General features: G+C 57.9%; 12 protein-coding genes. 7 read left to right on the top strand and 5 right to left on the bottom strand.

Annotated elements, in window-relative coordinates; genetic code table 11:
* Nucleotides 1–332: 332 nt before the first annotated feature.
* Genes gcvH through HUV30_RS16445 form a run of 3 tightly spaced genes read right to left on the bottom strand, consistent with a single transcriptional unit; the run spans nt 333 to nt 2,645 of the window.
* The gene (gene gcvH, locus HUV30_RS16455) at nt 333–722 is read right to left on the bottom strand and encodes a glycine cleavage system protein GcvH (RefSeq protein ID WP_174406592.1); all 390 of its coding nucleotides are present in this window, start codon (nt 720–722) and stop codon (nt 333–335) included.
* A 43-nt stretch (nt 723–765) separates the two neighbouring features.
* Complete coding sequence (lpdA, locus tag HUV30_RS16450; protein WP_174406591.1) at nt 766–2,187, bottom strand: dihydrolipoyl dehydrogenase; 1,422 nt, start codon at nt 2,185–2,187, stop codon at nt 766–768.
* A 32-nt stretch (nt 2,188–2,219) separates the two neighbouring features.
* Nucleotides 2,220–2,645 (bottom strand): OsmC family protein, encoded by a 426-nt coding sequence (locus HUV30_RS16445; protein ID WP_174406590.1) that lies wholly within the window; start codon nt 2,643–2,645, stop codon nt 2,220–2,222.
* A 398-nt stretch (nt 2,646–3,043) separates the two neighbouring features.
* Between HUV30_RS16445 and HUV30_RS16440 the strand changes: the two genes are divergently transcribed.
* Entirely contained in the window at nt 3,044–4,546 is a 1,503-nt protein-coding gene (locus HUV30_RS16440; protein ID WP_243452226.1) for a sigma-54 interaction domain-containing protein, read from the top strand.
* A gap of 373 nt (nt 4,547–4,919) precedes the next feature.
* Here the strand turns inward: HUV30_RS16440 and HUV30_RS16435 are convergent, their stop codons facing one another.
* Nucleotides 4,920–6,479: a BCCT family transporter gene (locus HUV30_RS16435; protein ID WP_174406588.1), complete on the bottom strand. Its 1,560-nt coding sequence runs from the start codon at nt 6,477–6,479 to the stop codon at nt 4,920–4,922.
* 728 nt (nt 6,480–7,207) lie between these two features.
* Here HUV30_RS16435 and HUV30_RS16430 point away from each other — a divergent pair.
* The 5 genes from HUV30_RS16430 to HUV30_RS16410 all read left to right on the top strand — a co-directional run bounded on the left by HUV30_RS16430 (nt 7,208) and on the right by HUV30_RS16410 (nt 13,171).
* Nucleotides 7,208–9,094, top strand: a complete 1,887-nt coding sequence (locus HUV30_RS16430) for an alkaline phosphatase family protein (protein WP_174406587.1) — start codon at nt 7,208–7,210, stop codon at nt 9,092–9,094.
* Nucleotides 9,095–9,162: 68 nt separating this feature from the next.
* On the top strand, nt 9,163–9,741 hold the full coding sequence (locus tag HUV30_RS16425) for a hypothetical protein (RefSeq protein ID WP_174406586.1): 579 nt from the start codon (nt 9,163–9,165) through the stop codon (nt 9,739–9,741).
* 340 nt (nt 9,742–10,081) lie between these two features.
* On the top strand, nt 10,082–10,483 hold the full coding sequence (locus HUV30_RS16420) for a cytochrome c3 family protein (RefSeq protein WP_174406585.1): 402 nt from the start codon (nt 10,082–10,084) through the stop codon (nt 10,481–10,483).
* Nucleotides 10,484–10,498: 15 nt separating this feature from the next.
* Nucleotides 10,499–11,464, top strand: a complete 966-nt coding sequence (locus HUV30_RS16415) for a hydrogenase small subunit (protein WP_174406584.1) — start codon at nt 10,499–10,501, stop codon at nt 11,462–11,464.
* Between the two features lie 39 nt (nt 11,465–11,503).
* On the top strand, nt 11,504–13,171 hold the full coding sequence (locus HUV30_RS16410) for a nickel-dependent hydrogenase large subunit (RefSeq protein ID WP_174406583.1): 1,668 nt from the start codon (nt 11,504–11,506) through the stop codon (nt 13,169–13,171).
* 252 nt (nt 13,172–13,423) lie between these two features.
* Here HUV30_RS16410 and HUV30_RS16405 read toward each other — a convergent pair whose 3' ends face one another.
* A complete protein-coding gene (locus HUV30_RS16405) occupies nt 13,424–14,203 on the bottom strand; it encodes a DUF169 domain-containing protein (protein ID WP_174406582.1) in 780 nt (259 codons plus the stop codon).
* Nucleotides 14,204–14,582: 379 nt separating this feature from the next.
* Between HUV30_RS16405 and HUV30_RS16400 the strand changes: the two genes are divergently transcribed.
* Nucleotides 14,583–15,242, top strand: a complete 660-nt coding sequence (locus HUV30_RS16400) for a ferredoxin-like domain-containing protein (RefSeq protein ID WP_174406581.1) — start codon at nt 14,583–14,585, stop codon at nt 15,240–15,242.
* The last annotated feature ends 168 nt before the right edge of the window (nt 15,243–15,410 follow it).

The raw sequence follows: 15,410 nt of genomic DNA, 5'->3' as shown, positions 1-15,410 counted from the left end.
ACATGGCCTGCTCGCACACGGCCTACAGCACATGTCGCGCCAAACCGATAACCATTCGAAATTTCACATAGTATTCATTGGAACAGCGGGTCAGAACCGCACACAATGCGACACGCCTGTCGCAGCGACATGTCGGACAGACCGGTGCCGCGTCGCCTTTTCGCAAAAAGCGGCACAAGTGCGGCCACGGAACAAAGAAAGGGGAGAGAAATTTCCCCGGCGGGCAAAACAAAAGCGGCTTCCTGCACACGGAAGCCGCTCTGGCGCAAGGCCTTCCCACCCGGAGGGGACGGTGGGGCCCAGTCTTGGGGAGTATCGTTACTGAATGGCCGCTACTTGAGCTGGGCGGCGTATGCCGGGCCATTGAGCAGTTGCGTTCTGTCAGCGTCAGGCGCGATGCTGATGCGCAGCATCCAACCTTCCCCGTAAGGAGAAGTGTTCACGTGCGAAGGATCGCTGCCAAGGGCTTCGTTCACTTCGGTCACCGTGCCGGTGATGGGCATATGCAGACTGCTGACGGCCTTGATGGATTCCACGGTGCCGAATTCATCACCGGCACCAAAGGCGGCACCGGCAGAAGGCAGGTCCACAAAAGCAACTTCGCCCAGCTGCTCCTGCGCAAAATCCGTGATACCCACTACGGCAGTGTTATCGTCTGCAATGCGTACCCAGGTATGTTCGGGATGGTAGAGAATGTCGTCGGGAAAGGTAAGTTCGCTCATGATATTTCCTTTATGATTGCGTGCGGTTGCAGAGCCCGTGGCCTTAGCCGCGCAGCCAGCCTTCTGCGGCTTCGTACAGGCCTTCGGCCAGCGTGGGGTGCGCATGAATGGTGTGGGCAAGGTCAGAGGCCGTAAGCCCCTTTTCCATGGCAAGCGCGGCTTCGGCGATAAGGTCGGTGGCGTGGGCACCGGCGATATGTGCGCCCAGAATGCGGCCGCTGTTCTTTTCGCAGATCAGCTTGAACATGCCGGGCAGTTCGCCCATGGCCTGTGCCTTGCCCAGCTCGCGGAACTGGAAGACCTGCGAACGGAACTCAATGCCCTGCTTTACAGCATCCGCTTCGGAGAGGCCCACGGTGCCGATTTCGGGAGAGGTGAAAATGCCTGCGGGAATAACGCCGTACTCCAGCTTTCTGTCTTCGCCGAAACAGTTGGCAACAGCGCACAGCCCTTCTGCGGAAGCCACATGCGCCAGCATGACGCGGGCGGGTCCGAGCGCATCGCCTATGGCGTAAATGCCGTCAGCTGTGGTGCGCATGCCCATGTCAGCCTTGATCCAGCCGCGGGCATCAGTTTCCACTCCGGCTTCAGCCAGCTTCAGCCCTTCGGTATTGGGCGTGCGGCCCACGGCAACCAGCACCATATCGGCCTCAAGGGTGGAATCAGCGCCGGTGGCGCCTTCCACAAAGGGCGAGGGGCCGAGCACGCAGGTCACCTTGCCGTCTGCAACGGTGGCGCTCTTCACGGTCTTGGCGAGTTCCACGCGAATGCCGTGTTTCTTGGCTTCGCGCTGCAGAAGGCGGCTCATGTCCTCATCCACTGAAGGAATGGGGAGCAGGCGGTTCAGACCTTCCACAACCGTTACCTGTGCGCCGAAAGCACGGTAGATGAACGCCAGCTCGCAGCCGATGACCCCGCCGCCCACGATGACCATGCGGGCGGGAACGTGGTCGAGATTCAGCGCGTCATCACTGTTTATGATGAACTTGTGATCAACGGGCAGCGAAGGCAGATCAAGGGTTCTGGAGCCGGTGGCGATGATGACGGCATCGCTCTTCACCGTCTCGGTGCCTTCTGCGGTGTGCACAAGCACGGTACGGTCGGCACCAAGCTCTGCAGCACCGCGCACAAGGCGGATTTTGAGGGCCGCGCAGGTCTTTTCCAGACCGCCGCACAGCACCTTGCGCACGCGCTCCTTGCGGGCGACGATAGCAGGCATGTCAGCCTTGAAACTTATGGCACCGGCCTCTGCGGACGTGGTAATGCCGAATTCGGCAAGACGGGCGGCAGATTCGAGTGCCTCTGCCGAAGCCTTGATGGTCTTGGTAGGAATACACCCCGTATTCAGGCAGGTACCGCCTACTTCAGCCTTTTCGACCAGCGTGACGGCAGCTCCGCGGCGTGCGGCTTCAAAGGCTGCGATATGGCCGCCGGGACCTGCTCCTATGATGGTGATGGTTGGCATTGCTCTTCCTCTTTGCCCGGACTGCGAACCGGTTAGAATTCGTGATGAAGCTTGTAGGTGACAGGGAAGGCTTCGTGCAGGGAAGCGGTAACGAGACAGCCCTGCTGCATGATCTTTTCCACCCGGTCGAAAATGAATTCGAATTCCTCATCCATGTACACAGTCACATCCAGAGCAATGCCGATAACACGGGCGCGCTTCTTGTCATCCACGCCTGTTTCAAGAGTGGCGGTGCCGGTTATGCGCTCGTACTTGGCGCCACGGGTTTCCAGCGCCTTGCCCAGTGCGCCGCAGAAGCAGTACAGCGCTGAAGAAGCCAGCAGCTGCTTGGCGGTACCGCCGCGCTCGTCTTCGGGTACGCCGTCGTAGTTGATATTGAGTTCGCCGAGAATCTTGGAACCAGTGTTAATGGTCTGCTTTTCACCTTCGCGGTCATATGAAACAATGACATGGGCCATATTGCATCTCCCTCGTGATTATTTGGACAAGGCCGTCCATTGGCCGCGAAGTAGCACAGTCCATACCAAGCCAATAAATACAATTTATTTCAGATAGTTAATTAAAAAATACATAATTTGGCTTGACGCAACTCCCCGTACCACCCATAGAGAGCGACAGCCATGTCGCACACCTTTTCGGCATGTGTATGGCCCGGGGAGCCATACGACACACAGAGCAGACCGCGACACCCATGTCGCATTTCGGCCATTTCCTTCTCCCGTTATCTGCATTCCCGCCTGCTGCTCATAATAAAATACAATTAAGTCGGCGCGTTGAAAAACAAGACACAAATGTCCTGAAAACGGCGCGGTATATGCATTGTGCTGGATTGAACAAACCAGCAGAGAACACACTCATGAAAAGCACATCATACGAAATTCTGCAGCAACGCCTGAATGAAGTTGAGGCAAGCCACACCCGCCTGCTCAACCACCTTCCCGGCATGGCCTACCGCTGCGTTGTGGAGCGCAGCTATGAATACCGCATGGTCTTTGCCAGCAAGGGAAGCGAAAGACTGCTCGGTCTTACCGTGGACGAAGTGATGAAAAATCCTTCCAACACGGTGGAGCGCATGACCCATGAAGAAGATCTCGCCAAGATGCGCAAGAGAATCCATGAGGCCATAAGCCAGAGGAAGAGTTACGAAATCTACTACCGCGTGCGCCTTCCCTCCGACGAAACACGATGGATATGGGACCAGGGCGAAGGGGTTTTCGACGCGGCGGGTAACTGCACCTACCTTGAGGGCATAATGATGGACGTCACCGCGCAGAAAGCGCGGGAGTTCAAGCTGAAAGAAGAAAACACCCTGCTGCGCACCTCTGCCGCCAACCCCGCAGGCTTCAGCCGCATAATAGGCACCAGCGAGCCCATGCAACGGGTCTACAATCTGCTCCTCAAGGCCGCCAAAACGAATATGAGCGTCATCCTCTATGGCGAAACCGGCGTGGGCAAAGACCTTGCGGCGCAGACCATTCACGAAATGTCCAACGTGAAGGGGCGCTACATTCCGGTAAACTGTGCCGCCATTCCCGAACAGTTGCTCGAAAGTGAATTTTTCGGCCACGTCAAGGGCGCTTTTTCCGGTGCCACCACCAACAGGCCCGGCTATCTGGCCGCTGCGGACGACGGCACCCTCTTCCTTGATGAAATTGCGGATCTGCCCCTGAACCTGCAGGTGAAGCTGCTCCGCGCGCTGGAAGGCAAGTCCTACACGCCTGTGGGGTCGAACGACGTCAAAACCTCCAACTTCCGGCTCATTTCCGCCACCAACCGCAACCTGAGCGAGCTGGTGAAGAACAAATCCATGCGGGCGGACTTCTTCTACCGCATCCACGTGCTGCCCATTGTTCTGCCCCCGCTGCGGGAACGCAGGGCGGACATCCCTCTGCTTGTGGCGGATTATGCCCGCAAAAAGGGCATATCCAAGCCAGTTCCCAAACAGATCATGCAACAGCTCGTCCGGCACGGCTGGCCCGGCAATGTGCGCGAACTGCAGAACACGCTCGAAAACTACTGGGCGTTCGGCGAGCTTGTGCTGGCCTCGGAAACCCCGTGTCCGGACATCTTCGACTTTGCACCGCTGAAAGCGCAGGAAGACGAACACAGCGCCTCGACCATCTCTTTTTCCAGCGAAAGCATGCAGCCCAATTCTGCCAGCACGGCAGGACCGGTTTTTCAGCATTCCCCCACCGACGGCTCCCTTTCCGACGCCAAGAGCCAGATCGAAATGCAGCGCATTCTGCTCGCTCTGGAACAGAACAGCTGGAAGAAGGGCAAAACTGCCGACACGCTCGGGGTGACCATCCGCACCCTGCAACGCAAGCTCAAGAAATACGGCATAAAACGACATTCCTGATTCGCAGTCGTCCGAATACAAAAAGGGCCGGTACAGCGCATACGCGTTGTACCGGCCCTTATTATTCTATCGGAATCTGCTGAAAGGATATTCCGGCAGCCGCCGGCCGGATGCAAGCCAAACTGGTTTCTGCCGGAAAGCAGATACGGCATTGCATCGGGGCCTATATGCCCTTTGCTCAGGAGCTGAAGCAGCACGCCCCGCGGATACGGCATGCTCCGGCGGGAGCCTCCCTTGAGTGCCACACCGCACGGCAAGCCATATCGGGCGGAGCACTATGTGCTCCGCCCGCATCTGTTTCCTATATATCAGCTGTCCGGCAGCACGCTGCCGGACACGAGTTCCGGTAACGGCCTAGCCGCCAAACGTTGGGTTAGGCATTGGGGTTCTGTTTGCAGATTTGTTCCAGAGCCTTGTCCTCACGCACCATCTTGAACCACGACACCACAACCAGTGCAATGGGGATGAGCATGAGTGCGCCGGAGAAGTTCGCGAATACGCGCACAGGTCCGAGACCGCCCATGGTAATGGCGGCAAGGGCCAGACCGGCCTGCACCGCTGCCCAGTAGAAGCGGTGACCACGGGTGGGTTCGGCACCGATGGTGAGCTTGGTGGTAGCGGAACAGGCAATGACGTATGCGCAGGAGTCTACGCTGGTCGCAAGGAAGATGGTGGAGAAGAGGCAGTAACCGATGAGCACGGCGGTGCCTGCGGGCAGGGTGCTGAGCACGGAAACCAGAGCAGCAGGGCCGCCGCTGGCATTGAGCACGCCCACGGCGTCAACAACACCGTTAAGCTGGGCAAAGAGGGTGTACCCGCCGAACACGGCGTGAATCATGTACGAACCGGCAATACCGCCTGCAAGACCCATGGCCACAACCTGACGAACGGTACGGCCGCGGGAGATACGGGCAATGAACAGACCCATGAAGGGACCGTAGGAAGCCATCCAGAGAGCATAGAAGATGGTCCAGTCCTGCGGGAAGGTGCCCTTGGTGTAGGGGTCGGTCCAGAAGATCATCTCGAAGAAGTTATTCAGCATGTGACCGAAGGAACTGGTGAAGTTGTTCACAATAAATACGGTGGGACCGGTCACAAAACAGAAGAACACAAGCATCAGGGCAATAACCACGTTTGCGTCGGAAAGCAGCTTGATGCCCTTCTGCAGACCGAGAGAAACGGAGGCGGTGAAGATAACGGCGCTGACGGCCAGAATGATAAGCTCAAGAGTAAACGAAGGTTCGATATGCAGCGTGGCAGCAAGAGCATGGTTAACAATCGGTACGGAAACGCCCATGACGGCTGCGTTGGAGAACATGAGGCCGATGATGAAGAACACTTCAATGGCACGGCCGATGCCGCCGTTCACCCTCTCGCCGAGAACCGGTTCAGCGGCGGAACTGATGCGCAGAACGGGCTTTTTGCGCTTGTAGAACATGTAGCAGATGGGCAGCGCAGTCACCATGTACCAGGGCCAGGTAACAGGCCCCCAGTGCAGCAGCACATAGGACATGGCCCATTCATAGGATTCGCGCGAAAGGGGCTCTGCAAACATGGGGGGATAGGCAAGGTTGTACAGCGGCTCTGCAATGGACCAGAACATGACCGCACCGGCAACGCCGGAACAGAACATCATGGCCAGCCACGAGTAATTGTTGAACTCGGGCTTTTCATCAGGTTCGCCGAACTTGATTTCGCCGTACTTACTGAAAACAAAATAACCGGAAAGCAGGATCATGAACACGGTAACCCAGAGGTACCAGGTACCGGTGGTGTATGTGAAAGCGTTGTAAGCCGTCTTCAGAATCTCTTCACAAGACTTGGTGAACAGAATGGAGCAGGCAATGATGGCGACCAGAACCAGGGTCGCAGGAATAAGAATGAATTTATCAGGGCGAAGGTTCGGGGTTTCGTCGTTCGGTTTCATAGACATACGCGTCAGCTCCTCAAATAAGGATGTTCAGGGGGGGCTGTCCGTTTCAGGTTGAGACCGGGGTACCTCCCGGCCAATACCGTGTGTTTCAGCTGCATAGTACTCCAGATGCTCAGCTGGACGAGCGAATCAGGCGATACGTTCCCCTATAGGAGCACGTTTTGTGCCATTTTTCACAACTCAGCCCTAACCTGCTATGCTGTAAGGACATTCCCCGAGAACATACATCCATCTTCAAATGGCAGCGGCTGCGGGTAACGTCATGAATGTCGCCCCGCCTTGCTTTTCAGGCTTTTTCCGCTGCATGGCTGCGCGCCTTTTCGCCTTACTGCGCCTTCCTGACAAGCTAAAAAAACATGCCGGACCCTCTTGTGCTGCGGCGATTTGCCACGGAATTCACAACCCCTGTCTGTCTCTCCGTTCCACCTCGCTGGTATCCTTCGCAAACTGCGTCACAACTGTCGCCTCTGCCTGTCGTCCCCATCCCTGCGCCTTTTTGCGGGGCATGAAAGGCGACATAGTATAAACCCAAGCGCGACAGGCACTCTTTGTGAAAGTTTGGGCAGAGCACGGGAGACACCTCTGTCGCCCCTGCATGCCCTCCAGCAATCAGTATTTAGACATCACATTGAAATAAAAGAATAAAACGAAGTGGCACTGTTTTTGTAACTGTGGGGCCAGCTGGACCTGCGCTCAGGCGCTTTTCATAATCACACAGGAGTCGGAACATGACTGTCAAAGCAAAGCGCGCGGCCCTTCTGGGCTTTGACTGCGCCATCCCCAAGCGCCTTGAGGCACTCGTTGCCGAAGGCGCGCTGCCCAACTTCAAGAAATTCATGGAAACCGGCAGCTATATGACCGAAGGCTACAACCTGCCTACGGTTACCCCGCCCTCATGGGCAACCATCTGCACCGGCGCTTACCCCCGCACCCACGGTGTTGAAGACTATTACTACTACGTTGAAGGCAGAAGCCTCGAACATAAGCAGACCGTACAGGCATTCGGTTCCGAAATCCTGACCGCTCAGACCATCTGGGACCGTTGGGACAAGGACGGCAAGAAGTGCATCGTCGTCAACTACCCCATGGCATGGCCGAGCAAGATGAAGAACGGCGTCATGGTCATGGGCGAAGGCATCTCCCCTGCTGAAACCCGCTGGATGGAAGAAGGCAACGCGCACCGCGAATTCCTCGCTTCCGAAAGCGTCATCTCCAGCGACTTCTTCCCCATGGGTGTGCAGGCCAGCTTTGATAAGGCACGCGGCTGGGCGAACCTTCCCGAGTGCGATGAGCCTCTGGAGTTCACCGTAGACATGGCTTTCAAGGAATCCATGTCCCCGCTGGAAAACCAGACCTGGTACGGCCTGTGCTGGGAAAGCGGCGACGACGGTTTCGACACCTTCGCGCTGTGTCCTGAAAAGGACTACTCCAAGGCCTTCTTCACCATCACCACCGGCAAGTGGAGCGCCCCCGTGGTGCACGACTTCACCGTCAAGGAAGACGGCCGCAACGAGAAGGGCACCTTCCGCTGCAAGCTGATCAGCCTTTCCGACGATGCCGAAGAATTCAAGCTCTACATCACCGGCATTTCCGGTCATCGCGGCTTCATTGCTCCTGCCGAGGCAGCTGGCGACATCGACTTCTCCCATGACGTCATCGCCAACGACATCGGTCTCGTGGGCTTCATGCACGGCATTCTGGACATGGACACCGTGGTCGAACTGGCCCAGTTCCATTCCGACTGGCTCGTGCGTGTCGCTTCCAGCCTGCTGACCTCCAATGCCGACTGGGACCTCTTCTACATGCACTCCCACCCCATCGACTGGTTCTACCACGGCTGGCTGGGCGACATGGACAGCAAGGACGAAGAAGTACGCAACCGCGCCTACGACATGGAACGCAAGATTTACCAGATCGAAGACCGCATGCTCGGCAAGATGATGGAAATCTTCGGCGACGAAACCCTCGTCTGCCTGTGCTCCGACCACGGCGCAACCCCCATCGGTCCCATTCTGAACACCGCAGAGGCACTCAAGGCCAAGGGTCTGTGCCACTACGAGCCCAAGAATTCCGAGAACTACTGGGAAATCTACGAAGAAACCGAAGGCTTCAACTACGTGCTGGACGTTTCCAAGTCTGTGGCAGTGCCCCAGCGCTACATGTTCGTGTACGTGAACCTGAAGGACAAGTACCCGGGCGGCATTGTTGAAGCTGAAGATTATGAAAAGGTGCGCGACCAGATCATCGACGCCCTGCTCGACTTCAAGCACCCCGACACCGGCGAACGCCCCGTGCTGCTGGCAGTGCGCAAGGAAGATGCAACCGTGTTCGGCATGGGCGGCGCCCAGGCCGGTGACGTTGTATACGCACTGAAGCCCGAATACATGGCAGAACACGGCTACGGGTTCCCCACCGGCGAATCCGGATGCGGCAGCCTGAAGAACATCCTTCTGTTCAAGGGCCCCAACATCAAGAAGAACTTCAAGTACGAACGTCCCCGCTGGCTGGCCGACATCGTGCCCACCATCTGCTACGCCACCGGTAACCCCATTCCGGACGATGCCGAAGGCGGCATCATGTACCAGATCATGGAAGACCCCAACCTGGTTAAGTAATTCCAAACATCTCATCCCGTGCGGCAGACCCGCTCTGCCGCACGGGGTATACCTGCAAGGATTGAATCATGGCTGAGAAGAAAGCTCTTATCGTACTTGCCCCCGCAGCCGAACTCGGCGCAGGCGCTTCCATTGAAAAGCTGCTCAAGAAGGGCGTGAAGTTCGCCAATTTTGCAGCCGGCGACGTGATCGACGCTGCTGTGGCCGCTGAAACCGTTACCGCCCTGCAGCCCCAGGACGTGGCAGCCGCCATTGAAAACGGCGTGGCCCTCGGCCTGATCGACCTCGGCAATGCCGACACCGCTGCCCTTGATGCCGCTCTGGCTACCATTCTGGACGCCGCCGACCGCAAGACCGTTATCGCCGTTGCCGCCAAGAACGCCCTCGTTCTGCAGGGGTCCGGCATCAACGCCAAGGCCGGTTCCGTGGACCGCGCAGCCTGCGCCAAGGACATCGTGCCCACTCTGGCATACATCACCGACTTCCCCATCACCACCGAATGCTGCGGTGCCATCCTGTATCAGGCTCTGAAGAGCGCCAACATGAAGCTGGATGAAACCACCAAGCTGAAAGAAGCCCTCATCCGCATGGAAGGCGCCCTGGCTCGCGACAACCGCGAACCCTGGGACAAGCACGACTGCGCATAGCAGTTGCGGCATGCTGCCATACTTGAAAAAGCGGGGTTAACCACCCCGCTTTTCTTTTTTGCGTTCCTACCGCTCCATCTGCCGCTCCATCTGCCTCTCCAAAGCTCTGTCCAAGGTCCTGTTCGAGTGCTGTTCAGGTGCTGTTCAGGGCGTTTTGTCCAAGGAGTTGCCCCAAACAGTCACTCCGTATGCGCCATCCGAACTTGCCTCTTCCCCCCCTTCTTTGCTCCAGACACGCCCCTTACAGGGCACCCTCTATTCCAACCCACTTATAATATACGGGCAGACGTTTCGCGATATTCTGGCATGTGTGTTGTCACCCCATCCATCAGGAGGTTCCATGCTTCGCAACATGTTACTTTTTGTGTCGCTGACGGCCATGCTCATATTCGCCGTCACCACCGTGCTGGCGTACGAAGTGCCGGACAAGGTTCTGATCGAGCGCCCCAAAGGAAATCAGAAGCTGAATTCATGGGTGGCCCCTGTCAGCTTCCCCCACGGTTTCCATGCCATCCGGCTGGCCTGTCGCGACTGCCACCACAAGGAAACCGACAAGACCCTCGGCAAGTATGTGCCCTGCCGCCAGTGCCATACCGACGATGATCCCACTGCGGAATCCGGTTTCTACAGGGCATGGCATTCGCCGGGGCCTCCCAGCTGTCTGGGCTGTCATACGCAGATGCGCTCCGAAGGCGGCAAGAACCCCGTGGGCTGTACCACCGCCTGCCATAAACCCAAATAGCCCCGGGAGGATCACATGCCGAACGGAACCAGATTTGACGGACTGAAGATGATGGCCGGACAGGGTGGCGTAAGCCGACGCGACTTCATGAAATTCTGCGGGCTCATGGCCACGTTCATCGGGCTTGGACCCGGATTCGCCGCCGAAGTGGCCCATGCCCTCACCACAAAGAAGCGTCCCTCGGTCGTGTATCTGCACTGCGCGGAATGCACAGGCTGCACCGAAGGCCTGCTCAGGGCCTATGAACCCTATTTTGATGAAATAATCATGAGCACCATTTCGCTCGATTACTGCGAAACGGTCATGGCGGCTGCAGGCACGGCAGCGCATGCGGCGCTGGAAAAGGCCATAACCAACCCCGAAGGATTCATCTGTGTTATCGAAGGCGGCATACCCACCTTCCACGGGGGCGAATACGGCAAGGTCGGCGGCGAAACCATGTTCCAACTGTGTGCGCGGGTGGCATCCAAGGCCAAGGCCACCATTGCCATGGGTTCCTGCGCCAGCTTTGGCGGCGTGCAGGCTGCCAGACCCAATCTCTCCGGCGCCAAGGGCGTGAACGAAGCGCTCAAGGCAGTTGGGGTAAACGCCATCAACATTGCGGGCTGTCCGCCCAACCCCATGAACTTTGTCGGCACCGTGGTGCACCTGCTCACCAAGGGCATGCCCGATCTGGACCACTGGAACAGGCCCACGCTGTTCTACGGCGACACCGTGCACTCGCAGTGTCCGCGTCAGAAGCACTTCAACAGCGGCGAGTTCGCCCTGAGTTTTGACAGCCCCGAAGCCAAGAAGGGCTGGTGCCTCTACAAGCTCGGATGCAAGGGACCCTACACCTACAACAACTGCCCCACTGCCCTGTTCAATCAGGTGAACTGGCCCGTCAAGGCCGGTGCCCCCTGCATAGGCTGCAGCGAACCCAATTTCTGGGATGACTATTCGCCCTTCTTCCACCCCATCGAAGACGGCCCGAAAGGGTAAGCCGCCCGGCAATCCGTACAGCCAAGGAGGATTAACTGCATGAGCACGAAAACGGCCACCGAATCCGGCAAGCGGCTTATCATCGATCCGGTGACACGCATAGAAGGCCACCTGAAGATCGAAGTGGAACTGGAACAGGACCGGGTGAAAAACGCCTGGCTCAGCACCCAGCTGTTCCGGGGCATAGAACCCATACTCAAGGGCAGACCACCGGAGGATGCCCCGCTGTTTACCCAGCGTACCTGCGGGGTGTGCACCAACACCCACGCCCTGACCAGCATACGCGCCATTGAGAACGCCATTGATCTCACCGTGCCGCCGCTGGCGCAACTCATCCGCCATCTTATCCTGTCCGCGCTGGTGGTACACGACCATCTGGTGCACTTCTACCACCTGCACGGCATGGACTGGATTGACTTTGCCGCCGCAACAACGGCCGACCCTGCCGCCGCAGGCAAGATTGTGGGCCAGACCAGCGCGCGTGGCGACAACCCCGCAGACCTGTATATCGTGCAGAAACGCCTGAAGGACTTTGTGGCATCCGGTCAGCTGGGTTTTCTGGAAAACGCCTACTTCCTCGGCGGCAATGCAGCCTATCGCATGAGTCCGGAAGAAAACCTCATCATGGCCGCCCACTACTTTGAGGGGCTGCGCGTGCAGCTTGAGCTGGGCAGGGCCATGGCCCTGTTCGCAGGCAAAAACCCGCACGCCCAGTCGCTGGTTGTGGGCGGGGTCACCTGCTACGACAGCCTGAAGCCCGATGTCATAGCCCACTTCAGGCAGATTTGGGAAAAGTCCATGGAGTTCGCCGAAAACGCCATGCTGCCGGATGTGAAGCTCATGGCCAAACGCTTTCCCGAAGCGCTTGCATACGGCCGCACCACCAACTTCTTCGCCTTCCCCGACTTCCACGACCCGGAAAAGGGCAATGACCCGTACTTCCGTTCCGGCGTGCTGTGGGGGAACGACCTCACCAAGCATGATGAGATGGATATCGGCCTCATCGACGAACATGTGGCGCACAGCTGGTACGTGGGCAACGAGGCCCGCAAGCCGTACGAGGGCGCAACCGAGCCCAACTACACCAACTACGAGGACAAGGAAAAATACTCCTGGGCAAAGGCCCCGCGGTACAAGGGCGAAGCAATGGAAACCGGCCCGCTGGCCCGCCGCGCCCTTGCCTATGCCCGCAAGGAAAAAGAAACCCGCGAATTGCTGGACAGCGTGTTCAAGGAAACCGGCATGAAGCCCGACCAGTTGTTCTCCACCATGGGGCGCACCGTCTGCCGCGTGGTGGAAACCAACCTGCTGCTGGCCCGCATGGAAGGATGGATCAACGATACCGAAGCCCGCATCAAGGCCGGAGATGACACCATCTACAAGAAATGGACAATGCCGGACGCCGCAGTGAAGGGCGTGGGCCTGTGCTGCGTCACGCGCGGCGGCCTTTCCCACTGGATCAACATCAAGGACGGCAAGATCGAGAACTACCAGATGGTGGTTCCCTCCACATGGAATCTCGGGCCGCGCTGCGCCAACGGCAAACTGAGCGCAGGCGAGCAGTCCCTCATAGGCTGCCCGTGTCCCGACCCTGAGCGTCCTGTGGAGATTCTGCGCACCATCCACTCCTTTGACCCCTGCATCGCCTGCGCGGTGCATCTGGTGGACGCACGGGGCAGAACGATGCGCACATTCACAGCCCGATAGCCTTATCGGCAGAACAAACAAGCAGAGCGGTCAGGTTGGGCAAAACCTGACCGCTTCATGCTTATATGGACTTATGCGGGCTTATATGGGCTTAAGCGGGCATGGGTTGGCGAAGGGAACGGGGAAGCGGCAAGCCTGCGTCCGGCTGAACCACACAATGCCGGACGACTGCCCGCGCAGATCCCTTGCCGATGGGAGGGGAGGAGAAGACGCAAGGGAAGCGCCTTCTCCGCCGATGCATAGCAGAAGAGTCTACTTTTCTTTCTTGAAGATGATGAGCGGGCAGTTCTTGCAGATGTCCGCACCGGGGAAGCCGTCACCGGGACGGGTGATGGAGCTGCTTGCGGCATTGATGCGGTCCATCAGTCTGTCAAACATCGCGCCGAACTTGGTGCCGGGGATGATGACGTTAATCTCGCCGCGCTCGGTCTTGCCGGCGTTGTAGCTGCCGGAACAGGCGGGAAGCATGTTGAATTCCTGCTCCACATACGAGAACACGTTGCCGCCGCAGGCAGAGGAGTTCATGGTGATGCTGGGGCGCAGCGGATGCGTGTCGGTGGCGGCCATGTAATCGACAGCAAGGTGGTATGCCTGCATGTTGTCGCAGTAGAAATGAACGGTGTCAGGCTCGAAAAGGCCGTCCACGCTGCCCAGAGGAGCAACGGCAATGCCCAGCAGGCCTTCTTTCAGGCGGGACTTGCTCTTCACAAAGCGCTCGGCCTGATCCAGATCGCGGGTGTACTTTGCATGGCCCTTGATCTCGCCGTCGTCCAGCCCCTTCCAGCCGAAACAGAACTGCGCGTTGCCGCAGCCCAGTCCCTGCATGTCGGAATAGACAATCTGTCCCTTCATGCGGGCACCAAGTTCCCACTGACAAAAGGTCATGGGCTTGAGCGGGGTGTGGATCTCGGGAGCCTTGGCATGAAACGCATCCAGCTCGGCCTGATCATAGAAGAACTTCACGGCTACGGGGTAATGATACAGCCGCAGTTCCTTCATCAGAACTTCCTGCGCCTCTTTGTAGCTGGTCATGAGCACTCCTCCTTGTATTTCTTGCGTATAAAATGGCACAAGCCAAAATTGACTGTCCCGTTCATAGGTAGATCGTGCACAAGGGGCAAACCAAACAGCGAAAGTGGCATTCGTCACAATCATATGTTCCTTTTGGCATAACATGCGTCTCATGAGCCGGAATAGATTGTGATATTTTTAACAAACACTCACGGAGATATGGAGAAATACCCTTCATCTCTCCTATGTTACGGTGAATAATGACCAACCTCTCACCATTGCTCCCGCCCCTCACAGGAAGCGTGATGCCGCAAGGAAAATGCTGGCCTTCATGCCCGCATATGCCTATCTTCCCCACCAGCCGGTGCCTGCACCGGCTTCAGCATTTTCAGGAGACATCATGAACAATACCATTACCGAATCCCTCACTGTCATGCCCATCGCACGCAAGGACGACATCTACGTTCTGCGCCTGTGCCTCAATCAGGGCCTCATGACTCCCGGGATGCTCCGCCGCGTCCTTGAAGTGATCGAAAAATACAACCTGCCCTCCCTGCGGGCCACCACCGGCCAGCGCATGAATCTGGAGGGCATTCCCGCCGGCAAGCTGGATGAAATATGCGATTTTCTCGGCACCCGTGTCGAAAAATGCGCCCCCGGTGCAACGGTCTGTCCCGGCAAGGGAACCTGCAGGCTCGGCATTCAGGAAACTACCGACCTTGGCAACGCCATTGTCGAGCTGGTCAAGCAGAACGGCCCCTACCCCTATAAGGTGAAGAGCGGCGTTTCCGGCTGCAAGATGAGCTGCGGCCTGAGCTATGTTCGCGATATCGGCCTTGTGGCCACCGCCAAGGGCTGGAACGTGTTCTTCGGCGGCTGCGCCCTGCAGAACGCAGCTCCGGGCGTACTCATCGGCGAGCATGTCAGCAGCGACAACGCCCTTGCCCTGCTGCAGAAGGCGCTGGTGTTCTACCGCGAGAACGGTGAAAAGCGCGAGCGCACTGCCGCCACCGTGACCAGACTGGGCAAGCAGGCCCTGCTGGATGCTGTGAACGCATAACGACAGCACACAACTATCTGCCCATATCAGCAGATCGACTGCCCCGTAAGCGCCGGACAGAGCACGTCTCAGTCCGGCGTTTTTTCTTTGCAGGCGGCGCAAAGCTCTCCTTTGACAAGCGCATTAGCATTCACCGAGCCTTTAGGTTCAGGAGCTCTGGTACGGAGC

Origin of the sequence: Desulfovibrio subterraneus (genome assembly GCF_013340285.1) — a bacterium.
Lineage (GTDB): Bacteria > Desulfobacterota > Desulfovibrionia > Desulfovibrionales > Desulfovibrionaceae > Halodesulfovibrio > Halodesulfovibrio subterraneus.
Note: the sequence above shows the minus strand (reverse complement) of the source record. Positions and strands in the feature narration are given on the sequence as shown.

Bases quoted from the DNA above. Each gene is read 5' to 3' on its own strand.
- gcvH (WP_174406592.1), bottom strand. From the start codon at position 722: ATGAGCGAACTTACCTTTCCCGACGACATTCTCTACCATCCCGAACAT.
- lpdA (WP_174406591.1), bottom strand. From the start codon at position 2,187: ATGCCAACCATCACCATCATAGGAGCAGGTCCCGGCGGCCATATCGCA.
- HUV30_RS16445 (WP_174406590.1), bottom strand. From the start codon at position 2,645: ATGGCCCATGTCATTGTTTCATATGACCGCGAAGGTGAAAAGCAGACC.
- HUV30_RS16440 (WP_243452226.1), top strand. From the start codon at position 3,044: ATGAAAAGCACATCATACGAAATTCTGCAGCAACGCCTGAATGAAGTT.
- HUV30_RS16435 (WP_174406588.1), bottom strand. From the start codon at position 6,479: ATGTCTATGAAACCGAACGACGAAACCCCGAACCTTCGCCCTGATAAA.
- HUV30_RS16430 (WP_174406587.1), top strand. From the start codon at position 7,208: ATGACTGTCAAAGCAAAGCGCGCGGCCCTTCTGGGCTTTGACTGCGCC.
- HUV30_RS16425 (WP_174406586.1), top strand. From the start codon at position 9,163: ATGGCTGAGAAGAAAGCTCTTATCGTACTTGCCCCCGCAGCCGAACTC.
- HUV30_RS16420 (WP_174406585.1), top strand. From the start codon at position 10,082: ATGCTTCGCAACATGTTACTTTTTGTGTCGCTGACGGCCATGCTCATA.
- HUV30_RS16415 (WP_174406584.1), top strand. From the start codon at position 10,499: ATGCCGAACGGAACCAGATTTGACGGACTGAAGATGATGGCCGGACAG.
- HUV30_RS16410 (WP_174406583.1), top strand. From the start codon at position 11,504: ATGAGCACGAAAACGGCCACCGAATCCGGCAAGCGGCTTATCATCGAT.
- HUV30_RS16405 (WP_174406582.1), bottom strand. From the start codon at position 14,203: ATGACCAGCTACAAAGAGGCGCAGGAAGTTCTGATGAAGGAACTGCGG.
- HUV30_RS16400 (WP_174406581.1), top strand. From the start codon at position 14,583: ATGAACAATACCATTACCGAATCCCTCACTGTCATGCCCATCGCACGC.